This window comes from Fundidesulfovibrio sp. YSD1 (assembly GCF_055397115.1).
Genome location: NZ_AP043666.1, coordinates 2017971 through 2039238, shown reverse-complemented (window position 1 = coordinate 2039238; position 21268 = coordinate 2017971). Strand labels below are relative to the sequence as shown.

Sequence of the window (21268 nt, the reverse complement as noted above, 5' to 3'; positions counted from 1 at the left end):
GACACATTCGGCCAGTTATGTCCCTAGCCTGGTTTCTTCAGAATTTCCTCAACGGGCTCTCCATCGGCAGCGTCTACGCCGTGTTCGCCCTGGGCTACACGCTGGTGTTCTCCATCCTGGGGATCATCAACTTCGCCCATGGCGCGGTGTTCACCCTCGGGGCCTACCTCACCTACGTGCTGGCCGTGGGCCAGTTCGGCTTGAACGGCCTGCTGGCCGGGGTGAGCCTGCCCTTCAAGCTGCCCTTCGTGCTGGCCCTGGTGGTGGGCGCGGCCCTGTCCGGCCTCGCCGGGATGGCCGTGGAGCGCCTGGCCTTCAGGCCGCTGCGCAGGCGCGGGGCGGACGCCCTGCTGGCCCTGGTGTCGAGCCTCGGCGTGGCGCTCATCCTCGTGAACCTGATCCAGTACCTCTTCGGGGCGGAGATCTACTCCTTCCCGCCGGACGTGTTCGGCTCGCTGCCCGCGGCCATGATCTTCAAGGTCGGGGACAAGCTGGTGGCCGTGCGCACGGTGCAGGTGATCCTCCTGGGGGTGAGCTTCGTGATGCTCGGGCTCCTGGTGTGGTTCATCCAGTTCACCAAGCAGGGCAAGGCCCTGCGCGCCACGGCCGAGAACCCGGACACCGCCAGCCTCTTGGGCATCGGGGTGGACACGTTCATCCTGGGCACGTTCTTCATCTCGGGCATCCTCGGCGGCATGTCGGGCACGCTCATCGGCGTGAGCTTCGGCCTGGCCGGGCCGTACTTCGGCGTGGCCTACGGCCTGAAGGCCCTGGCCGTGATCGTGCTGGGCGGGCTGGGCTCGATTCCCGGCGCGGTGGCTGGCGGGCTGGTGATCGGCCTGGCCGAGGCCTTCCTGCCGCCGGACATGTCCTCCTACAAGGAGGCAGTGGCCTACGTGCTCCTGTTCGTCATCCTGCTGGTCAGGCCCCAGGGCCTCTTGGGCAAAAACGTGGAGCAGAAGGTGTAGCCGATGGAAGACTTCATCTCGCGCTACGGCTTTCTCTTCGTCACGGTGATCCAGCAGGCGCTTCTCGGCCTCAGCCTCTACTTCCCGCTCATGGCCGGGCAGCTGTCGCTTGCGAGCATCGGGTTCTACGCCCTGGGCGGCTACGTGGCGGCCATCGTGGGCACGCACCCGGACCTGGCCCCCCTGCGCGACTCCCTGGGCTACCTCATCTACCCCCTGGAGTGGCTGACCGCCCTGGTGATCTCGGTGCTTTTGGGGCTCGGGCTCGGGTTTCCGGCGCTTCGGCTCCGGGGCATCTACCTAGCGCTGGCCACCATCGCCTTCGTGCAGGTGCTTGGCGTGGTGGTGCTGAACATGCCCGTCGCGGGCGGGGCCGTGGGCATCTTCGGCATTCCCCAGCCCTTCGAGAGCAGGCTCGCCTACTTCTGGTTCTTCGGCCCCCTGTTCGCGCTGGCCGTGTTCTTCATCTGGAGGCTCGAGCGCTCGGGCCTCGGCAGGCTCTTCTTCTCCATCCGCGAGGACGAGCTGGCCGCGCGGGCCATGGGCGTGAACGTCACCTGGCGCAAGGTGCAGGCCTTCGTCATCGGCTGCGCCCTGGCGGGCGTGGTCGGGGCCATGAGCGCGCCCTTCCTGAACACCTGGAACGCGCGCCAGGGCACCTTCGACGCGGCCGTGGCCTGCCTGGCCTACGTGCTCATCGGGGGCTCGCGCTCCAAGTGGGGCGCGCTCCTCGGCGCGGCCCTGCTGGTCAGCCTGCCGGAGCTGCTGCGCCCGCTCAAGGATTCGCGCATGATCCTAAACGGCCTGGTTCTGGTGCTGGCGTGCGTGTACATGCCGCGCGGCATCGTCGGCCTCTTCTCCAGGAGCAAGCCGTGAGCGCCGTGCTGAAAGTCGAGAACCTCTCCAAGAGCTTCGGCGGCCTGATGGCCGTCATGGGCGTGGAGTTCGAGGTGGCCGAGGGCGAGATCTTCGGCCTGATCGGCCCCAACGGGGCGGGCAAGACCACGCTCTTCAACATGCTCACCGGGCTCACCCGGCCGAGCTCGGGCCGGGTGGTGTTCCAGGGCAGGGACATCACCGGGCTGGACCCGGCCGAGATCGCGCTTCTGGGCATGGCCCGCACCTTCCAGAACATCCGCCTCTTCGGCGGGCTCTCCGTGCTGGACAACGTGCGCGTGCCCCTGCACGCCAGGGGCGGGGTGGGGCTGTGGCCCAGCGTGCTGGGCACGGGCTCCTCGCGCGAGCACGAGCGCGAGGCCCTAGAGAAGGCGCGCGGGCTGGTCGAGCTGGTCGGGCTCAGGGACCGCGCCGACGCGCCGGCCGCGAGCCTGCCCTACGGCGCGCGCCGCCGCCTGGAGATCGCCCGCGCTCTCGCGCTCTCGCCCAGACTCCTGCTCCTGGACGAACCGGCCGCCGGCATGAACCCGGCCGAGAAGGTCGACCTGGCGCGCTTCATCCGCGACATCCGCGACCGCTTCGAGCTGACGGTGGTCTTCATCGAGCACAACGTGCCCATGGTCATGGGCCTGTGCCGCAGCGTGGCCGTGCTCAACTTCGGCGAGCTCATCGCCAAGGGCACTCCGGACGAGGTGCAGTGCGACCCGGCCGTGGTGGAGGCCTACCTGGGCCAGGGCGAATCCGAAACCGGCCATGGAGAGACGGCATGCTTGAGCTGAACCGGGTCACGCTGGCCTACGGGCCCGTGGTGGCCGTGCGCGACGCCTCCATCAGGGTGGAGCAGGGCGAGATAGTCACGCTCATCGGGGCCAACGGCGCGGGCAAGACCACCATCCTGCGCGCCATCTCGCGCCTGGTGCACCCGCGCGAGGGCTCCATCTCCTTCATGGGGCGCGACCTCTCCGGGCTCACCCCGGACAAGGTGGTCCGCCTGGGCCTGGCCCACTGCCCCGAGGGCCGCCAGGTGCTCGCGCGCCAGAGCGTGCGCGACAACCTGGAGCTGGGCGCGTACGTGCGCTCGGACGCCTCCGGCGTGCGCAAGGACCTGGAGCGCGCCTACGCGCTTTTCCCGCGCCTCAAGGAGCGCGAGAACCAGCTGGCTGGCACGCTCTCCGGCGGCGAGCAGCAGATGCTGGCCATCGCCAGGGCCATGATGTGCCGCCCGAAGCTTCTGCTCATGGACGAGCCGAGCCTGGGCCTGGCCCCGATCATCGTCCAGGAGATCTTCCAGATCATCAAGGATTTGAACGCCGACGGCGTGACCATCCTGCTCGTGGAGCAGAACGCCAACCTGGCCATGAAGACCGCCAACCGCGCCTACGTGCTGGAGGCCGGGGCCATCGTGGCCGAGGGCGACGCCAGGGAGCTGGCCGGGGACGAACGCGTGAAGAAGGCGTACCTGGGCTAGCGCGCCGGGCAGGTGGAAAAAACACCTGGACAGCCCGGGGCCAAATCATTAGGGACTTTTTTCTCGAGCGCATACCGCCAGGAGGATACACCCATGGCTCACAAGAAGATCGAACGCAAGAAAGAGCTGGACCGCCGCCGCAAGCGCCGCCAGGAGCGCCTGAAGGAGCGCGTGCGCGCCGCCAAGGCCGCCAAGAAGTCCTAGAGCCCGCGCAGCTCTCCAGCCAATTCCACCGGACCATTTGACAACCGGCAGCCCTGGTCATATTTCCGGGGCTGTTACTATTTGCGTTGTCGAGGAGGAAGCCATGCCCATCTACGAATACCGCTGCCAGGAATGCCAGCAGACGTTCGAGGAGTGGCAGAAGGACTTCGCCGAACGCCAGGTCCCCTGCCCCGTGTGCGGGGGCAAGGCGGAGCGGCTCATTTCCAGCACGTCCTTCGTCCTGAAGGGCGGCGGCTGGTATTCCGATCTGTACTCCAAGCCGTCGTCCTCCGGCTCCGACGCCGGGACGTCGTCGTCCACGCCCGCCCCCAAGGCGGAGGCGGCTCCGGCCGCCGCGCCCGCCGCCGGTTCATCCGGGGGTTCGGCCAATTGAACACGGCCCCGCAAGGCAGCTTCGGCTGCCTTGCTTGTTTACAAGGCCCGGCAGCGGGCGCAGCAACCAACCTCACCACATGATAGACCGCTACACCCGCCCGGAAATGGGCAGGCTCTGGAGCCTGGAGAACAGGTTCAGGGTCTGGCTGGAAGTGGAGCTCGCCGTCTGCGAGGCCTGGCACGCCATGGGCCGCATCCCGGCCCAGGACATGGAGACCATCCGCGCCAAGGCGGACATCGACGTGGAGCGCATCCTGGAGATCGAGGAGCGCACCCGCCACGACGTCATCGCCTTCCTGACCAACGTGGAGGAGCTCGTCGGGCCTTCGGCGCGCTTCATCCACCTGGGCTGCACCAGCTCCGACATCGTGGACACGGCCAACGGCGTGCTGCTCATGCGCGCGGGCCGGATGATCGTCGCGGGCGTGGACAAGTTGCTTGACGTGCTGAAGGACATGGCCACGGCCCACAAGGGCAGGCTGTGCATGGGCCGCACCCACGGCATCCACGCCGAGCCCACCACGTTCGGGCTGAAGATGGCGGTCTTCTACGCCGAGTTCTCCCGCCACCGCGAGCGCGTGGCCAGGGCCACGGACAACGTGGCCGTGGGCAAGATCTCGGGCGCCGTGGGCACCTACGCCTACCTCTCCCCCGAAGTGGAAGAGAAGACCTGCGCCATCCTGGGGCTCACGCCCGACCCCATCTCCACCCAGATCGTGCAGCGCGACAGACACGCCGAGTTCTTCACGTCGCTCGCGCTCCTGGGCGGCGGCATCGAGCGGCTCTGCGTGGAGCTCCGCCACCTGCAGCGCACCGAGGTGCTCGAGGTGGAGGAGGGCTTCGGCAAGGGTCAGAAGGGCTCTTCGGCCATGCCCCACAAGAAGAACCCCATCTCGGCAGAGAACCTGGCCGGGCTTTCCAGGCTTCTGCGTACCAACTCCCTGGCCTCCATGGAGAACATGGCCCTGTGGCACGAGCGCGACATCTCGCACTCCTCGGTGGAGCGCGTGATCATGCCAGATTCCACCATCCTGGCCGACTACATGCTGCACAGGCTCGCCGGGCTTCTCTCCGGGCTTCGGATCATCCCGGAGAACATGGAGCGCAACCTCTGGGGCTCCTACGGGCTCTTCTTCTCCCAGGCCGTGCTCCTGGCGCTCATCGACGAGGCCGGAATGGACCGACAGAAGGCCTATGAAGCGGTGCAGGCCGTGGCCATGCGCTGCTGGACGGAAAAAAAGCTCTTTCCCGATGAAGTGCGCCGTGATACGGCCATCGCCAACGCGCTTGGAGTTGAAAAACTCGATGAGCTGTTCAATCCGGCCAACTTCCTGAAACAGGAACAGGCCATCTACGAAAGGGTGTTCGGGGCGTGAAACAAAGGCTTGCGCGTATCATACTTGAGAAGTCCTACCGCGAGGGCGATTTTCTGCTCACCTCCGGACGGCGAAGCGACTATTATTTCGACTGCAAGCCCACGGCGCTGCATCCCGAAGGTTCCTTTCTCATCGGTTCCATCTTCTGCGAAATGCTCTCGAGCATCGACGTGCAGGGCGTGGGCGGCATGACCCTCGGCGCGGACCCGCTGGTCAGCGCCGTGACCGTGATGTCCTTCATCGGCAAGCGGCCGCTGCCCGGGTTCATCGTGCGCAAGCAGTCCAAGGGCCACGGCACCAACCAGTACCTCGAAGGGCTCGGAAACTTCAAACAGGGCGACAAGGTGGCCATGCTCGAAGACGTGGTCACCACCGGCGGAACGCTCCTCAAGGCCTGCGAGCGCGTGCGCGACGCAGGGCTCGAGATCGTGGCCGTGCTCGCCGTGCTCGACCGCCAGGAAGGGGGCCGGGAAAACCTGGCCGCCGCAGGATACGACCTGAAGGCGATCTTCACTCGCGCCGACCTGGTCGCGGCCAAGGGGAGTTGAAAACCTTCAAGACCACCGTCGACTCATGGAGGAGCCGGACCGTGGACTCGCCACTTTCCAAAAAGTCCGCCTTGGGATTCTTTCTCGCTGCAGTGTTGTTCTGGGCCTGTCCGGCCCTCGCCGCCGATTTGGGCTGGTCCGCGGACTTGCGGGCCGACCCGTACGGTCCGCAGCGCTTCCTGGCCGTGGACAAGTCCTCCCAGACGTTCTGGTTCTTCGAGCAGAAGAGCCCGCTGCAGGCCATCAAGCAGCTGCCCTGCACCACCGGGCAGGAGCCCGGCACCAAGTGGCGCGAGGGCGACCTGAAGACCCCCGAAGGCGTCTACTTCATCAAGGAGCGCATCAACGGCGGCCTGGATTTCGGCCTGTACGGCGACCTGGCCTTCACGCTCAACTACCCCAACCCCATCGACGTCATCAACGGCCGCAAGGGCTCGGGGATCTGGATCCACGGCCGGGGCAAGCCCATCACTCCCATGGAGAGCAGGGGTTGCGTGGCGCTGAACAACCCCGACATCAAGGAACTCGACCCGCAGTTCACCAAGCGCGTCCTGCCCGTGGTCATCGCCAACGAGGTGCACTGGTCCAAGGACGTGCCCCAGGCTTCCCGGGAGGCCAAGGAGGTCGTGGCCGCCACCCTGGAGTGGGCCAAGGCCTGGTCGCGCAAGTCAGAGGACTTCTTCGCCTTCCACGACGCCCAGAAATACGCCGTGTCCACGGCCGAGCCCTTCGAGGCCTTCCGGGGCCAGAAGCGCCAGCTCTTCTCCAAGCTGCCCTGGATCCACGTGCTCCTGGACGACGTGCGCGCCGTGCAGGGCCCGGACTACTGGGTGACCTACTTCGGCCAGCTCTACCGCTCGCCCGCGCTCACCAGCGAGGGCGTGAAGCGCCTGTACTGGCAGAAGAACGCCGAGGGCCGCTTCGTGGTGGTGGGCGTGGAGTACGTGGAGACGACCCTGGGCCTCGAGGCCAAGTACCTCGACCGCGTCCGCCCCGACGTGCTCAAGGCCGTGGAGGCCTGGAGGCAGGCCTGGGAGAAGGGCCGCCTGGCCGAGTACATGCAGTTCTACGGCGAGAACGCCGTGCAGGGCGACCGCAAGGGCAAGGGCTCCATCCAGGAGCAGAAGAAGCAGCTCTGGGCCGGGAACAAGGCCCCCAAGAAGGTGGGCGTCAAGGACCTGAAGGTCTCCCTGGTGCAGGAGGGCGTGCTGGTGCAGTTCGTCCAGGAGTACGCCAGCAAGGACGGGCTGAGCGACAAGGGCAAGAAGAAGCTCCTGTTCGGCCCCGCCGGCGAGGCCTGGGTCATCCTGGACGAGGACTGGAGCAAGATCTAGCATGGGACGCAAACCGGGTAAGCTCAACGTAATCTGGTTCCACGACGAGCAACCGGCCAAGCGCCTACGGCTTCGCCCGGGCTGGATCCGCGCTGTCAGTTACTTCCTCGTGCTGGCCGTGCTGGCCGCCACGGGCGGCATGTTCGCGGCCTACCAGTTCTGGACGCGCACCCAGGAGGCCCAGGGCGAGCGCCGCGAGGTGGAGAGAAGGCTCTCCGAGGCGCTTCTCAAACTTGAGCGCCTCCAGAACATCGAGAAGCTCCTCCAGACCTCCGACCAGAACGAGCTCCAGCAGCTGCTCGCGGGCCTCGGCCTGGAGCCCGCCGCGAGGCCGCAACTCGCCCAGGCCAAGAACTCCCCCAAGGAACCCCAGCCCAAGGACGCCCCCAAGGACAAGCCCGCGCCCCCGCCAGCCGAAAAGCCCGCCGGGTTCGACCTCTCCGAGGTCATGGGCAAGGTGGATTCGGGCCAGGTGGGCGTGGAGAACTTCAAGGGCCGCGTGGACGCCAAGGGCGCGCACTGCGCCTTCGACCTCTCCAACCTCCAGCCCCAGCCCCTGGCCGGAAGCGGACAGCTCCTGGCCGTCACGCGCGACGGCGCGCTCTCCCCGCTCCAGACCGGCAAGGACGAGCTCAATTTCAGCATCCAGCGCTTCAAGCAGGTCACGGCCCAGGCCCAGCTGCCCAAGGGCGTCGACCCCGCCTCGGTCTTCGGCTTCAGGCTCGTGCTCGCCAACTCCTCGGGTAAAACCATCTTCAGCGAGACCTACCCCCTTGCGCCGCAGCAGTAGCCTGGCGCTTTCGCTGGCGCTCCTCGCGCTGCTCACGGCCGCCCCGGCCCTTGCCGAGGTGCACACGTTCTTCCCGGGCACGCAGTACGCCCTGGACGTGCACTTCCTGAAGGGCGAGCAGCCCGGGCCCACGGTGATGGTCCAGGGCGGCATCCAGGGCGACGAGGCGGGCGGCTTCCTCACCGCCCAGGTGCTCACCCGGGCCAAGGTCGCGCGCGGCACCGTCATCGTCGTGCCCCGGGCCAACCCGCCCTCCATCCACGAGCGCAGGCGCCAGATCAACGTGGACCTGAACCGCCGCTTCGACAAGGATTACAACGAATTCTACGAGGACCGCCTGGCCAGGGTGATCCGCTACCTCGTTTCCCAGAGCCAGGCCCTCATCCACCTGCACGAGGGCTCCGGCTTCTACAGCCCCCAGCGCGTGAGCGACCTGCGCGGCCCGCACCGCTACGGCCAGTCCGTGATCATCGACGCCAGCTCGCGCAAGGGCGCCCTGGACCTCGAACGCGGCGTGCGCCAGACCCTCGAGCGGCTCAACGCCAACGTGAAGCCCAAGGACTGGTGCTTCCAGGTGTTCAACATGGACACCTTCAACGACCGCTCCCGCTACCTGGAGCAGCGCAAGTCCCTGACCTACTACGCGCTCTCGAACGTGGGCATCCCGGCCCTGGCCGTGGAGGTGAGCAAGAACATCCCTGACCTGTCCTGGAAGGTCTCCCAGCAGCTCCAGGTCACCGTGGCCTTCCTGCGCCACTTCGGCGTGGAGCTCGAAGCGCCGCGCCTCACCGCCGAGGACCTCAAGGCCTACCCCAGCCGCAACATCAAGGTGCTGGTGAACGGCAGGGAACTCACCCCGGACACCAAGCGCCTGAAGCTCGACCCGGGCAAGCCCCTGGACGTGCGCTGCGAGGTGGCCCGCGACAAGCCCGACCTGAGCCCCGTGCCCGCCGTGTTCGCCTCGGACCGCCCGGGCTTCAACCTGGCCAAGGCCCCGCGCCTGCCGCTCTCGCCCTTCACGGGCCTGGACGTGCGCGCCGACGGCGTGGTGCTGGCCAAGGCCGCCCTGGAATGGAACGGCGACTGGCCCGCCACCGAGAAATCGGCCACGCCGCGCTTCGCGTGCTGGCTGGGCGGGGAGCTGAAGCTCGTGCCCGCCGGAGGCGAACTGGAGGCCGTGCAGGGCGACCAGCTGGTGCTCGAAGGCATCTGGGGCAGCAAAAAGGACGAGGTGCTGAACCTCAAGGGCTACGTCACCCGCGTGGGCAAGAACGACGGGCAGGACGCCGGGCAGGAGATCATCCTCGACCCCAAGAGCTTCATCCCCAAGTTCGTCACACCCCTCGAAAGCGGCGATTACCGCTACGAGGTGGTGCGCGAGACCCCGGGCGAGCCCGAGACCAAATTCACCATCCACGTCCGGCCCCGGCAGGTGCGCGACCTGGTGCTCGCCGCGGGCGACGGGCGCGAGCTCGTGCTGCCCTGGGACGCGGGCAAGCCGCTCAGGCTCGCCCCAGGGCGCTACACGCTCAAGGACGTGCGCTCCAACGGCCCCTCGGGCATGGTCCAGCTCTTCGCCGGGCGTTTCCCGGTGCGCCAGGGCCAGAGCTTCACCGTGGCCGACAAGGACCAGATCGTCATCCGCCAGGCCACTACCTTCGCCGAAATCGGCGCCATGCTCGTGGCAGGGACCACGGCCGTGTCCCTGGCCGAACTCGGCTCCTCGGGCGGCGGCGGGGGATTCTAAGGCCAAGGCGGGGCGCTGCCCCGCACCCCGGCGACGGCTTCGCCCTCGACCCACCAGGGCGCTGCCCTGGACCCGCTGGGGGCAGATGCCTGCCCCCAGACCCCGGCGATTCGCTTCGCGGGCTTCACCATCACCATGAAATATGGCCGCCCTCCTGGCTGGAAGCGCGCTTCCAGCCAGGAGGGCGGCCTAGTATCATGCAACCGGTGACCTGCGCGAAGCTATAGAGGGTGCAGGGGGATCATCCCCCTGCCGGGTCAAGGGCGGAGCCCTTGCGGGGTTCGGGGCAGCGCCCCGATTCCCCTTTCGTCACTACATGGCCCGCGAGCGCGCCCAACTCTCCAGGTTGTTGGCGTCGAGCGCGCCGGAGATGGAGTCCACGGCCTTGCCGTTCTTGAAGAGGATCAGGGTGGGCACGCTGCGGATGCCCATCTGCGCGGCCAGCACCTGCTCGGTCTCGGTGTTCACCTTGGCGGCGCGGATTTCGGGCTCCAGGCGTCTGGCGACCTCCTCGTAGGCGTTGGCCATCATCCGGCACGGCCCGCACCACGGGGCCCAGAAGTCCACGAGCAGAGGCACGTCCGTGTCCTGGACGTGCTTGGCGAAGGTCTGTTCGGTGAGTTCCACGGGCTTTCGCGGGAAAAGCTCCCCGTGGCACTTGCCGCAGGAGGCCTCCAGCTCGCGGCCGGGAACCACGCGGTTTCGCGTGTGGCAGTGGGGGCAGGTGACCTTTCTCGTATCGGGCATGCGCGGCTCCTGGTTGAATTCGGGTTCAAGAGTCCATACTATTTCTTTTTCCGCTTTTGTCGAGGAGAGCCCATGTTTTTCGTCAACCTGACCTTGCGCGCCGTGAAGCGCGACCCGCGAACGCTCGCGGAGTTCCTTTCGCGCGGCGTGAACCCGGAACTGGGCCTGGACCCGGTGCTCATGGACATGGTGGACATGGCCTGGCACCGGGAAATGGCCGCGCGCCTGGCGGGCGAGGGGCTGGCCTGCTCGCTGCACCTGCCGTTCTTCGACCTCCAGCCCGGCAGCGCGGACAACCTCGTGCGCCAGGCCAGCCGCGACCGGCTGGTCAAGGCCATGGAAGTGGCCCAGGTGTATGCGCCGGCGCACCTGGTGGGGCACGTGAAGTACGACCATCTGCTCTACATGCGCAGCTACGGGGATTGGCTGGAGAGGGCGCTTTCGACCTGGAACGCCGTGCTGGAGGCATGGCCGGGACATCCCCCCCTGTACCTGGAGAACACCTTCGAGCCCGACCCGGCCACGGTCGCGGGCGTGGTGGAGGCGCTTCGGAAGGAGCATGGAGAGGGCGTGGGGTTGTGCCTGGACGTGGGCCACTGGCACAGCTTCGCCCAGGGCGTGGCGCGCGGGAACCTGGAGGCGTGGCTGGACAGTTTCGCCCCGCTCCTGTCGCACCTGCACCTGCACGACAACGACGGCAGCGCGGACCAGCACAAGGGGCTGGGGCAGGGGGCCATCCCGTGGGAGGCCTTCTTCGGGGGGCTGGCCGCCAGGGGGCTTACGCCGAGCGTCACCTTCGAGCCCCACACGCCCGAGGCCTTCCACGCGGCCATGGACTACGTGCGCGAGCGGCCCGAGTGGTTCTCGCCGCTTGGCGTGAAAGCGCCTTCCAGGCGCGTCTGAGGGCGCAAGGCGGGGTTTGCCCGGATCAGCGCTTCAGGCGCTTCCAGATGCCGCCCTCGCCGATCGGGGCGGTGCTCCAGTTGCGCCAGATGGCCAGCACGCGAAGCCCGAAGGTGACGGCCACTGCCAGGAGCGCGGCCATGAGGGGCGGGAAGTCCGTGTATTTTTTCAGGGATACGTAGATCAGGCATCCTATCAGCGCGGCGAAGGCGTAGAACTGGCCCGGCTTGAAGACCATGGGCCGCTCTCCCGTGAACAGGTCGCGCAGCACGCCTCCTCCGCAGGCGTTGACCACCCCCACCAGCACGGCGGGCACGAAGCCCAGGCCCAGGCCCAGGGTCTTGTCCGCCCCGACCACGGCGTAGGCCCCCAGGGCCAGGGCGTCCACCCCGGCGATGAGCTTCCGCGAGACCTCGGCTCGCGCCCCGAAGGCCAGGCCCAGGGCGGCCGCGGCCGCCACGGCCCAGAGGTAGCGCTCGTCCAGCAGGATGGGGCTGATGCCGTTTTGCAGGAACACGCCGTCGCGCAGGAGCGCCCCACCCACGCCGGTGGCCAGGGCCAGGACCGTGAGCCCGATAAGGTCGAACTCGCGGCGGATGGCCTCGATGGCCCCGGTGATGGCCATGAGGAACACTGCGGCCAGGTCCAAAGCGATGGGGAGTTGGAAGGGCTGAGAGTCCATGGGTGCTCTCTGGCACCGAAAGCGTGCCAAGGCAAGGGCAAGCGCGGTTTCGTTGACTTCGGCGGCCTGTTTTCCCTATTGCTATGCCAAACATGGCATAGCAGGGGGAGATTCATGACCAGACGGATCTTGGCGTTTCTCGTCGCCGGGCTGCTGTTCCCGGTGCTGGCGTCGGCGGAAGTGAAGGTGGCGGAAGTCTACGGCGGCGGGCCCAAGGTGTTCACACTGGCCACGGGCAGCCCGGGGGAGCTGGGGCTCCTCAAGCTTTTGGGCGAGGCCTTCGGCGCGAAGGACGGGGCCACCCTCAAGTGGGTCAAGGCGGGCACTGGCGAGTCGCTGGGTTACCTCAAGGCCAAGGAGGTGGACATGGTCATGGTCCACGCCCCGGCCAAGGTGAACGAGGCCGTGAAGGACGGCTGGGCCGTGAAGAAGACGCTCATCGGCTCCAACGAGTTCTTCATCGTGGGGCCGGCGGCGGACCCGGCCGGGATCAAGTCCGTGAAGACGGCGGTGGATGCCTACAAGGCCATTGCGGCGGCCAAGGCCAAGTTCTTCTCGCGCGGGGACAACTCCGGCACGCACCAGAAGGAGATGGCCATCTGGAAGGCCGCCGGGATGGAGCCCTCGGGGCCGTGGTACGTGGTCACCAAGGACTTCATGACCGCCACGCTCAAGCGCGCCAACGACGAGGGCGGGTATTTCATGACCGACTCCTCCACGTGGGTGGCCGAGAAGAAGAACACGCCCAAGCTCGGGATACTCTTCCAGGGCGACAAGATGCTCGTGAACACCTACCACGCCCTGGCCCAGCCCAAGGGGGCGACCCCCGGGGCGGAGACCGCCGCCGCGTTCATCGATTTCGTGGCCTCCAAGGAAGGCCAGGACATCATCAGGGGCTTCGGCAAGGCCGAGTACGGCGAGGCGCTCTACAACGACGCGGCCTACGCCAAGAAGTACGACGACTGATCGCGGGATTCTTCGGCCGCCGCGCGTCCTGTTCCGTCCATCGCCGGGCGCGGCGCGGCTAGGACCGATTCGAAGACGATCCGTCGCCGCACTCCCCCCGGCGGCGGCCGGAACAGGACGCGCGGCCAGGACGGGCGAACTGTGAACGACGGGGAAAGAACAGCCGTGAAGCGGCCGGTAACGGCGCGAAGCTGAAAGCCGGGTCCAGGGGGAGGCTTCTCCCCCTGGCCGCCGGAGGCACTCTTGTAAAATTGCGATCCATCCTCCTGCCAGAGGTGATCGAAGCGGCCCGGACGGATTCTCGCCCCGTCCGGGCCGCTCTTGCCTTGCGGAGGCGTCAACCTTCCGGCGCGCCTAGCGTATGTACTGCGGCAGGTTGAGCATGAGGTCGCGCGTGAAGACGATCATCTTGTCCATGAGCCACGGAAAGGCCAGGATCAGGGCCACGAACATGGCCACGATCTTGGGCACGAAGGTCAGGGTGGCCTCCTGGATCTGGGTGGCGGCCTGGAGCACGGAGAGCACCACGCCCACCACCAGGCTCACGGCGAGCATGGGCAGCGAGAGCAAAAGCGTGATCTCGATGGCGGAGCGGGCGAATCCGATGACGGTATCAGGGGTCATGGGGCGTTACCTCACACGAAGCTGTTGACGAGGGATGCGGTCATGAGGCTCCAGCCGTCCACCATGACGAAGAGCAGGAGCTTGAAGGGCATGGACACCATGGCCGGGGGCAGCATCATCATGCCCATGGCCAGAAGGACGCTGGAGACCACCATGTCCAGCACCAGGAAGGGGATGTAGACCAGAAATCCGATGGTGAAGCCGGTCTTGAGCTCGCTGATCATGAAGGCGGCCGTGAGCATGATGGTGGGCACGTCCTCCTTGGTCTTGGGCTGCTCCATCTTGGTGATGGTGTAGAAGACGGAGAGGTCCTTCTCGCGGGTGTGCTTGAAGAGGAACGCGCGCAGGGGCACCTCGGCCTTCTTGGCCGCGTCGGTGAGGCCGATCTTCTCTTCCATGTAGGGGTTCAGGGCTTCGTCGTAGATCTGCTTGCCCGTGGGGTACATGATCACCACGGTCATGAAGATGGCCAGGCTGGCCATGATCTGGTTGGGCGGCATCTGGCCCGTGCCCATGGCCTGCCTGAGGAACGAGAAGACGACGATGATGCGCGTGAACGAGGTGCAGCAGAGGATGATGGACGGCGCCAGCGACAGCACCGTCAGCAGCATGAGGATTTCCAGGAGCGTGCTCACCTGCTGCGGCTGGTTCTGGCCAGCCGCGAGGTTGAGCGTGAACGTCGGCTCAGCCGCCTGGGCCAGGGCCGGAAGGGCCAGGGCCGCCAGGAGCGCCAGGGCGGCGGGCAGCCTTGTCGAGAGCGGCTTCGAAGTCGTTGTCGTCATCGGAAACGTCCACCTCTGTCAGCAGATTGATGCTCTGATCCGTGACCCCGAGCACCATGAGCTTATTCAAGAAGCGGACCACCATAATGTTCTTGCGCGGCCCCAGGGTGAGGTGGCCTTCGATGCGCATGCCGTGGGCCCTGGCCTGGCCCCCGAAGCCGAAGCGGGGGCCGTAGCGGCGAAGAATCCAGAACGCCACCAGGATGATGGCCAGGATGAGCAGCAGCCCGACCGCCATCTGGATGACGGCCCCGCCCATGTCCACCGAGGGCGGCGGAGGCGGGGGAGGGGTGATGGGGACGGTGAGCTCAGCCAAGCTGCTTCACCCTTTCGATGGGGCTTATGATGTCGGTCAGGCGCACGCCGAACTTCTCGTTGATGACCACGGCCTCGCCGCGCGCCACGAGCTTGCCGTTGACGTAGATCTCCAGCGGCTCGCCGGCCAGCTTGTTCAGCTCGATGACCGAGCCCTGGCCCAGTTGCAGGAGCTCGTTGATGAGGAGCTTGGTGCGCCCGAGCTCCGCCGAGACGTCCAGGGGGATGTCCAGGATGAAGTCCAGGTCGCGCCGTCCGGTCTCCGCGCGCGGGGCTTTGGCGTCCTGCGTCAAATCCTTGAACGCGGCGGTTTTGCTCTTGGCCGAGAGCTGGGCCTGTTCGCGCTCTTTCTTGACGGCGGTCTCTTCCTCGCCCGCCAGGGCGGCGGCCCACTGCTCGGCCAGGGCGTCGTCGCCGCCCCCGCCCGAGCCGCCCATGGCGCCCAGGGCCTGCTCGAAGGGGTCCACCGAGCCGGATTTGTCGTCGGATTCGAGGGCCGCGGCCCATTCCGCGGCGAGTTGGTCTTGATCGACATCGTCGGGGGCCATGGCAGCCTCCTCCACTTTAGAAATGGGTTTCTTCTTCCCGGATCACCTGGAAGGCCTTGTTGGACTTCACGGTTCCCGGGACTCCCCAGAATTTTTTCACGCCCTGCACCTCGGCCTTGAGCAGGTCCTCCACGTCGGTGTCCAGGAGGATGATGTCGCCCTCCTTGAGCGAAAGGAGTTGCCTGCCCGAGAGCTGGGTCTTGCCGAACTCCACCACCACCTCCACGGGCGTCTCCATGAGGCGCTCCTTGAAGCGGCTGATCCAGGCGTGGTCCACTTCCAGGCGCTCGGACTGGAAGGACGCGTACAGCTTGGAGCGGATGGGCTCGATGGTGGCGTAGGGCAGGCAGGCGATCATGGAGCCGATGGCGTTCTCCAGCTCCACCTCGAAGGTGACCACCACCACCACGTCGGACGGCGGCACGATGGCCGCGAATTGCGGGTTGATCTCGGAGCGGATCAACTCCACGTGCACCTCGTGCACGGGCCTCCAGGCGTCCTCCAGGTTGGCCAGGGCCAGGCGCACCACCTTGGCGATGATGGCCTGCTCGATGGGCGTGAAGTCGCGCCCTTCCACCTTGGGCTGGCTGCCCGCGCCGCCGAAGAAGTTCTCCACCAGGGCGAACACCAGGCGCGAGTCCACCACGAGGATGGCGTTGCCGCGCAGGGGGTCGAGCTTGAAGATGTTGATGGAGGTGGGCACGGGCAGGCTGCGCATGAAGTCGCCGAACTTGGACATGTCGATGGAGATCGGGTTCACGTCCACGCGCTTGCGCATGGCGTTGGCCATGGCGTTGGTGGCCAGGCGCGCGAAGCGGTCGTTGATGATCTCCAGGACGGGCATGCGCCCGCGGATGATGCGGTCCTGGTTGGAGAGGTCGAAGGGCACGATGCCCGAATCGTCCTCCAGGATTTCGGTCTCGGCCTCGAGCTCTCCGCCCGTGAGGCCGCGAAGTAGGGTATCGACCTCTTCCTGGCTCAGGATCTTGCTCATGCCCTGCCCCTACTGGATGACCCTGTCCGTGATGAACACCTGGCGCACGGAGCCCGGCCCCATGATCTGGTTCACCCGGTTCTGGAGTTCGGTGCGGAAGGCCAGCATGCCGTCCACGCTGGAGAGGTCCTCGCTGGTCTTGGACCACAGGAGCGTCAGGATGGCGTCCTTGACCCTGGCCTGGTATTTCTCGGTGAATTCGGCGGCCACGTGTTCGTCCTTGAAGTCGAACTCCACGGAGAGGCGCACGTAGCGCTTGCCGCCGGAGTCGGCCAGGTTGGTCACGATGCCCTGGATGGAAGTGACGGGCTTGTTCTTGTCGTCCTTCTTCTTCTCATCCTTTTTTTCTTCTTTCTTCTCTTCCTTCTTGGCGTCCTTCTTCTCCTCGGGCTTCTTCGCGCCTTCGGCCGGAGCCTGCTCGCTGGTCTCCTCGGCCGGGGGCGGCTTGAAGAACTTGATCCAGGCGTAGTATCCGCCGCCGCCCAGCGCGCCCAGGATCACCAGGAGGATGATGATCAGCAAGAGCTTGCTTTTCTTTTTCTTCGGGGCGCCTTCAGCGCCTTCTTCCTCGATCTTCTTGGCCATTGACCGGCTCCTCGCTTATTCTGGGGCCTCTCTGGGGCCGAAAAGGTCCGTCCCGACGCGAACCAGGGTCGCGCCTTCCTCCACGGCCTGCTCCAGGTCGTGGGACATGCCCATGGAAAGCTCGGGCATCGCGAGGCCCAAGCGCGCGGAAAGCTCCTCGCGCAGCTTCCTCGCCCGGGCGAAGAGCGGCCTGCCCGCCTCGGGGTTCTCGTCCCAGGGGGGCATGAGCATGAGCCCCCTCGGTTCGAGCCCGGGCAGCGCCGCCATGGCCTCGGCCAGGGGCAGGGCCTCGTCCAGGCCGCATCCGGCCTTGGCTTCCTCGCAGGCCAGGTTGACCTGCAGGAGCACGGGCTGGATCACGCCTTTCTCGACCGATTTTTTATGCAACATGCGGGCCAGCTCAAGCGAATCAACCGAGTGGATCAGTTCGAAGCGCCCCGCGACGTACTTGACCTTGTTCTTTTGCAGCCTGCCGATGAAGTGCCAGCGGAGCTTTTCGCCCTCCAACTCGTCCATCTTGGGCAGGGCCTCTTGCACGTAGGACTCGCCGAAGAGCGCCTGCCCGGCCCGGGCCAGGGCGGAAACCGCGTTCGCCGGGTGGGTCTTGGACACGGCCACCAGGGTCACGGAGGCCGGGTCGCGCCCGGCCCTGCGGCAGGCGGCCGAAATGCGGGCGCGCACGCGCTCCAGGCGCTCTTTCGGGCTCGTCGCGTCGATCATGGGCACGGGGTAACACAATCGGCGCGGATGGAAAACGATAACCGCCCGCGCCGCGCCGGAGGGCGGGGTTCAGTCGTCGCGCCTGGCGAAATGGTTCTGGTCCTTGCCGCAGTTCGGGCAACGCCACTCGGGCGGGAGCTTGTCGCCCGGCGTGCCCGGGGCCACGCCGCCCTTGGAGTCGCCCCGGCGCGGGTCGTAGGTGTAGCCGCAGGCCAGGCACAGATAGCGCACCCACTGCACTTCGGCGTCCGCCGCGTGCGTGCGCCCGGCCTCCACGGCCGCGATCACGAGAACGTCCTTCTTCATGGCTGTTTTCCTCCCAGAGGGGGTCTGCTATAGCAGACCGATGCGCGCCGCCTCAAGCTGGGCATTGCCCAAACTGCTGCCGTTCCTCGCCCCGTACCGGGGGCGTTTCTTCGCCGGGCTGGCCACCAACGCGGCCGCCCGCGCCTGCGACCTGGTGCCCATGGTCATCGTGGGCAAGGCCGTGGACGCCATCACGGCGGCCAAGTCCGGGCTCGCCCCGGGGGCCTCGGAGCTGGTCCTCTACGGCGCGGCCGTGCTGGCCTCCTTCGTGGCCCTGGCCGCGTTCCAGTCCGTGAGCGACTACTGCCTGGACTCGCTGGCCCAGCACGTGCGCCACGACCTGCGCGGCGCGCTCTACCGCCACCTTCAGCGACAGGATATGCACTTCTTCGAGGAGCGCCAGTCCGGGGACCTGTTGAACGTGGTCTCCTCGGACGTGGACAACCTGGAGAACTTCCTGGCCGACGCCACCACCTCGTCCATCAGGCTGGTGATCACCTTCGCGGGCACCTTCGCCGTGCTCTTCTGGATGGACTGGCGGCTCGCGCTTCTCCTGCTCATCCCCATGCCCGTGGCCATCGCGGCCGTGCGCACCTTTTCCACGCGCATCAGGCCGCGCTACCGCGAGGCCAGGAAGGCCGTGGGCCAGGTGGCCGCGATCATCGGCAACAACCTGCGCGGCATGGGCGTGATCCAGGCCTTCACCGCCGAGGAGGACCAGGCCTCGCGCGTGGAGGCCCAGTCCGCCCGCTACCGCGACGAGGCCCTCGGAGCGGTGGCGGCCAGGGCGCGCTTCATCCCGGTGCTCTACGCCGTGGCGGGCATGGCCTTCGCCCTCCTGATCGCGGGCGGCGGCTGGCTGACGCTTTCGGGAAACGGCCCCACGCTCGGCGACTACGCCACGTTCATCCTACTGGCCATGCGCCTCATCCTGCCGCTCTTCGTCTTCGGGATGCTCATCAACCAGTTCCAGCGTTCCGAGGCCTCGGCCGCGCGCATCTGGGGCGTCCTGTCGCTCACGCCCGCCATCGCGGACCGGCCCGGGGCCGCGCGCCTGGAAGAGGCCCCGGAAACGCTCGAATTCAGGGACGTGCGCTTCTCCTACCCGGACCGCGAGCCCGTGCTCAGGGGCGTGGGCTTCCGGCTCGAGCGCGGCAAGGTGCTCGGCGTGGTGGGGCCCACGGGCGCGGGCAAGTCCACGCTGGTGAAGCTCATGCTCAGGCACCTGGAGCCCGAGGGCGGGCAGGTGCTGCTGAACGGCAAGGACGTCTCGGCGTACACACTCGAGAGCTTCAGGCGGCGCATGGGGTATGTTTCGCAGGAGGCCTTCCTGTTCGCGGGCAGCGTGGCGGAGAACATCCGCCTGGGCACGCCCGAGGCGACGGACGCCATGGTGGAGGAGGCCGCGCGCGTGGCCGGGGCGCTCGAATTCATCCGCGAGCTGCCCCAGGGCTTCGACACCGCCATCGGAGAGGGCGGGGTGAAGCTCTCTGGCGGGCAGCGCCAGCGGGTGTCGCTGGCCCGGGCCGTGCTCAGGAACCCGGACATCCTGGTGCTGGACGAGGCCACCTCGGCCGTGGACACGCGCACCGAAGGCGTGATCCAGCACAACCTGCACGCCATGCGCGCCGGGCGCATGACCCTGGCCGTGGCGCACAGGCTCTCCACGGTGCGCCTGGCGGACGAGATCATCGTGCTGGTGGAGGGCGTTGTGGTGGAGCGCGGCCGCCACGAGGAGCTCCTGGCCCTTGGCGGCGTTTACGCCGGGCTGTGGGCCGTGCAGAGCGGGGAGGGCAGGCAGGCCGTGAAGGACGGCTAGCGCGGCGCGGGGCGCAGCGCCACGAACGAGGATTCGCCGGTGCGGCAGAGCACGTCGTAGGGGGCCAGGGCGGCCAGCAGGGGGAGGTCCTTGTTCTTCAGGGCGACGTATCCGACGTTGTAGCGGGCGAGCCCGTCTTGAAGCTCCCGGGGCGTGAGGCCTTTTTTGTAGAAGCGTTCGACGAAATCGACCCTGCCGTCATGGTCCGCGACCCAGTACACCGGGTGCGGGGACGCCACCACGGCGAACCCCTGGGCGGCTGCGAAAAGCGCCTCCTTCCTGGGCGTCAGCGCCGTGGGCCTGCCCTTCGCGGCCTGGGTCGGGCACCTGTAGAGGTCCTTGTCGCAATCCGCCGCGATCTCCCGCGCGTAGCTTCCGGCCGCCCCGCACGCGTACGCCGCGATCACGGCCATGGCGGCCCCGGCGCAAAGCCTCCCCTTCCAGGACATGCCCGCCACGAGCAGGGAAGCGAAATATGCGGCCAGCAGTTGGACGGCCAGGACGATCAGGATGAGCACGCGCGCCTGGCCGTACTGCCCCACGGCCACGGCCGCGAAGTAGACGCCCGCGGCCAGGACCACGCACGAAACGAGCGACCGCGCGAGCCCACGGGACCTTTTGAGCCCGAGCAGGGCGGCCGCGGACAAGGCCGCGACGGCCGCCGCCACGGGAAGGGCCGCGAAGACCGCGCTGTCCGTGTTGAAGGCGTTGGTCATGGGCTTGAGCAGGCCCAGGACCGGGTAGTAGGGCCAAACCATGGCCAGGGGCACGGCCGCCGCGAGCGGGAGCGCATAGCGCGCCAGGCGGCCGGGGAAGGTGGAAAAAGGCCGCGCGGGGCCGGCGAAGAGCAGGCAGAAATCGGCGATGGCGAAGATCACGAAGGTGGTCGGGTGCAGGAGGAGCATCAGCGCCCAGAGCACCGCCTTCAGGATGAGCGCCACGGCCCCGGGCCGCCCGTCGGCCGGGTTCGAGGCCAGGCAGAAAAATCCCAGGGCCGCCGCGAACAGCGATGGGTAGGGGGAGGTCAGCCTGAGCGCGTGGACGTTGAGGAACCCGCTCCAGACGAGCTTGCCCGGCGGCCACGCGAACAGGACGAAGAAAAGCGCGAGGGTGGGGAAGAAGGCGTTGCCCCCGGGGTACAGGCGGGTGAGCGCGAGCAGGAAGGCCCCGGCGAAAAGAATGAAATTGAAGGCCCCAGCCAGGCGCAGGACCGTTTCAGCAGGGGCGCCCAGGGCGTTCGTGACCCCGGCCAGGGCCAGGTGGAACGGGCTGAAGAAGGGGTGGGACGCGTCGACGGCCAGGAGGTGATGCCCGGGAGCGGCGGGGTGGGCGGCAAGCTCGTTGACCACGGCCAGGTGCTCCCAGTAGTCCGCCGCGCACGGCCAGCCGCCGCCGCGCTGGTCGGCCAGGAGCCACGCGAGCGTGAGCCCCGCGAGCAGCAGAGAGGGCAGCCAGCGCCATCGGGGGGAGTTCGATGCCATCCTGCCTCCGGGCGGGACCGGACATTGCGGACAGAAGTCCCCGGAACGCAAAGGACCGCGCCTTGAGT

At 67.5% G+C, this 21268-nt stretch carries 24 protein-coding genes; 13 read left to right on the top strand and 11 right to left on the bottom strand.

Features of this window, described 5'->3' with window-relative positions; all coding sequences use genetic code 11:
- The first annotated feature begins 17 nt into the window (after positions 1–17).
- The 10 genes from ACZ5V4_RS09505 to ACZ5V4_RS09460 all read left to right on the top strand — a co-directional run bounded on the left by ACZ5V4_RS09505 (position 18) and on the right by ACZ5V4_RS09460 (position 9728).
- Positions 18–968, top strand: a complete 951-nt coding sequence (locus ACZ5V4_RS09505) for a branched-chain amino acid ABC transporter permease (RefSeq protein WP_464314612.1) — start codon at positions 18–20, stop codon at positions 966–968.
- A 3-nt stretch (positions 969–971) separates the two neighbouring features.
- Positions 972–1844: a branched-chain amino acid ABC transporter permease gene (locus ACZ5V4_RS09500; RefSeq protein ID WP_464314611.1), complete on the top strand. Its 873-nt coding sequence runs from the start codon at positions 972–974 to the stop codon at positions 1842–1844.
- Complete coding sequence (locus ACZ5V4_RS09495) at positions 1841–2644, top strand: ABC transporter ATP-binding protein (protein WP_464314610.1); 804 nt, start codon at positions 1841–1843, stop codon at positions 2642–2644. The genes ACZ5V4_RS09500 and ACZ5V4_RS09495 overlap by 4 nt, the downstream gene beginning before the upstream one ends.
- Complete coding sequence (locus tag ACZ5V4_RS09490) at positions 2632–3333, top strand: ABC transporter ATP-binding protein (protein ID WP_464314609.1); 702 nt, start codon at positions 2632–2634, stop codon at positions 3331–3333. The genes ACZ5V4_RS09495 and ACZ5V4_RS09490 overlap by 13 nt, the downstream gene beginning before the upstream one ends.
- A gap of 307 nt (positions 3334–3640) precedes the next feature.
- The gene (locus ACZ5V4_RS09485; protein ID WP_464314608.1) at positions 3641–3931 is read left to right on the top strand and encodes an FmdB family zinc ribbon protein; all 291 of its coding nucleotides are present in this window, start codon (positions 3641–3643) and stop codon (positions 3929–3931) included.
- A gap of 79 nt (positions 3932–4010) precedes the next feature.
- Positions 4011–5309, top strand: a complete 1299-nt coding sequence (gene purB / locus ACZ5V4_RS09480) for an adenylosuccinate lyase (RefSeq protein WP_464314607.1) — start codon at positions 4011–4013, stop codon at positions 5307–5309.
- Positions 5306–5857 carry an orotate phosphoribosyltransferase gene (pyrE, locus tag ACZ5V4_RS09475; RefSeq protein WP_464314606.1) on the top strand — a complete coding sequence of 184 codons (552 nt, stop codon included), beginning with the start codon at positions 5306–5308 and terminating at the stop codon, positions 5855–5857. Before purB ends, pyrE begins: the two co-directional genes overlap by 4 nt.
- A gap of 41 nt (positions 5858–5898) precedes the next feature.
- The gene (locus tag ACZ5V4_RS09470) at positions 5899–7191 is read left to right on the top strand and encodes a L,D-transpeptidase family protein (protein WP_464314605.1); all 1293 of its coding nucleotides are present in this window, start codon (positions 5899–5901) and stop codon (positions 7189–7191) included.
- 1 nt (position 7192) lies between these two features.
- A complete protein-coding gene (locus ACZ5V4_RS09465) occupies positions 7193–7981 on the top strand; it encodes a hypothetical protein (protein WP_464314604.1) in 789 nt (262 codons plus the stop codon).
- A complete protein-coding gene (locus ACZ5V4_RS09460) occupies positions 7965–9728 on the top strand; it encodes a M99 family carboxypeptidase catalytic domain-containing protein (protein WP_464314603.1) in 1764 nt (587 codons plus the stop codon). The genes ACZ5V4_RS09465 and ACZ5V4_RS09460 overlap by 17 nt, the downstream gene beginning before the upstream one ends.
- A 312-nt stretch (positions 9729–10040) precedes the next feature.
- Here ACZ5V4_RS09460 and trxC read toward each other — a convergent pair whose 3' ends face one another.
- Positions 10041–10475 (bottom strand): thioredoxin TrxC, encoded by a 435-nt coding sequence (trxC, locus tag ACZ5V4_RS09455; protein WP_464314602.1) that lies wholly within the window; start codon positions 10473–10475, stop codon positions 10041–10043.
- A 72-nt stretch (positions 10476–10547) separates the two neighbouring features.
- On the opposite strand from trxC, the gene ACZ5V4_RS09450 reads away from it, so the two are divergent.
- Positions 10548–11378 (top strand): sugar phosphate isomerase/epimerase family protein, encoded by an 831-nt coding sequence (locus tag ACZ5V4_RS09450; RefSeq protein ID WP_464314601.1) that lies wholly within the window; start codon positions 10548–10550, stop codon positions 11376–11378.
- A 25-nt stretch (positions 11379–11403) separates the two neighbouring features.
- Here the strand turns inward: ACZ5V4_RS09450 and ACZ5V4_RS09445 are convergent, their stop codons facing one another.
- Positions 11404–12060 (bottom strand): trimeric intracellular cation channel family protein, encoded by a 657-nt coding sequence (locus ACZ5V4_RS09445; protein ID WP_464314600.1) that lies wholly within the window; start codon positions 12058–12060, stop codon positions 11404–11406.
- 114 nt (positions 12061–12174) lie between these two features.
- On the opposite strand from ACZ5V4_RS09445, the gene ACZ5V4_RS09440 reads away from it, so the two are divergent.
- A complete protein-coding gene (locus ACZ5V4_RS09440) occupies positions 12175–13026 on the top strand; it encodes an ABC transporter substrate-binding protein (RefSeq protein WP_464314599.1) in 852 nt (283 codons plus the stop codon).
- 354 nt (positions 13027–13380) lie between these two features.
- Here ACZ5V4_RS09440 and fliQ read toward each other — a convergent pair whose 3' ends face one another.
- The 8 genes from fliQ to ACZ5V4_RS09400 form a co-directional block, all read right to left on the bottom strand.
- On the bottom strand, positions 13381–13650 hold the full coding sequence (fliQ, locus tag ACZ5V4_RS09435) for a flagellar biosynthesis protein FliQ (RefSeq protein WP_464314598.1): 270 nt from the start codon (positions 13648–13650) through the stop codon (positions 13381–13383).
- Between the two features lie 11 nt (positions 13651–13661).
- The gene (gene fliP / locus ACZ5V4_RS09430) at positions 13662–14432 is read right to left on the bottom strand and encodes a flagellar type III secretion system pore protein FliP (protein WP_464314597.1); all 771 of its coding nucleotides are present in this window, start codon (positions 14430–14432) and stop codon (positions 13662–13664) included.
- The gene (gene fliO / locus ACZ5V4_RS09425) at positions 14335–14748 is read right to left on the bottom strand and encodes a flagellar biosynthetic protein FliO (protein WP_464314596.1); all 414 of its coding nucleotides are present in this window, start codon (positions 14746–14748) and stop codon (positions 14335–14337) included. Before fliO ends, fliP begins: the two co-directional genes overlap by 98 nt.
- A complete protein-coding gene (gene fliN / locus ACZ5V4_RS09420; RefSeq protein WP_464314595.1) occupies positions 14741–15295 on the bottom strand; it encodes a flagellar motor switch protein FliN in 555 nt (184 codons plus the stop codon). Before fliN ends, fliO begins: the two co-directional genes overlap by 8 nt.
- A gap of 16 nt (positions 15296–15311) precedes the next feature.
- A complete protein-coding gene (gene fliM / locus ACZ5V4_RS09415; RefSeq protein ID WP_464314594.1) occupies positions 15312–16289 on the bottom strand; it encodes a flagellar motor switch protein FliM in 978 nt (325 codons plus the stop codon).
- 9 nt (positions 16290–16298) lie between these two features.
- On the bottom strand, positions 16299–16874 hold the full coding sequence (locus tag ACZ5V4_RS09410) for a flagellar basal body-associated FliL family protein (RefSeq protein WP_464314593.1): 576 nt from the start codon (positions 16872–16874) through the stop codon (positions 16299–16301).
- A 15-nt stretch (positions 16875–16889) separates the two neighbouring features.
- Complete coding sequence (locus ACZ5V4_RS09405; protein WP_464317824.1) at positions 16890–17594, bottom strand: YggS family pyridoxal phosphate-dependent enzyme; 705 nt, start codon at positions 17592–17594, stop codon at positions 16890–16892.
- A 69-nt stretch (positions 17595–17663) separates the two neighbouring features.
- On the bottom strand, positions 17664–17900 hold the full coding sequence (locus ACZ5V4_RS09400; RefSeq protein WP_464314592.1) for a rubredoxin: 237 nt from the start codon (positions 17898–17900) through the stop codon (positions 17664–17666).
- A gap of 64 nt (positions 17901–17964) precedes the next feature.
- On the opposite strand from ACZ5V4_RS09400, the gene ACZ5V4_RS09395 reads away from it, so the two are divergent.
- Entirely contained in the window at positions 17965–19719 is a 1755-nt protein-coding gene (locus ACZ5V4_RS09395; RefSeq protein ID WP_464314591.1) for an ABC transporter ATP-binding protein, read from the top strand.
- Here the strand turns inward: ACZ5V4_RS09395 and ACZ5V4_RS09390 are convergent.
- Positions 19716–21200 carry a hypothetical protein gene (locus ACZ5V4_RS09390; RefSeq protein WP_464314590.1) on the bottom strand — a complete coding sequence of 495 codons (1485 nt, stop codon included), beginning with the start codon at positions 21198–21200 and terminating at the stop codon, positions 19716–19718. The genes ACZ5V4_RS09395 and ACZ5V4_RS09390 overlap by 4 nt on opposite strands.
- Between the last annotated feature and the right edge of the window lie 68 nt (positions 21201–21268).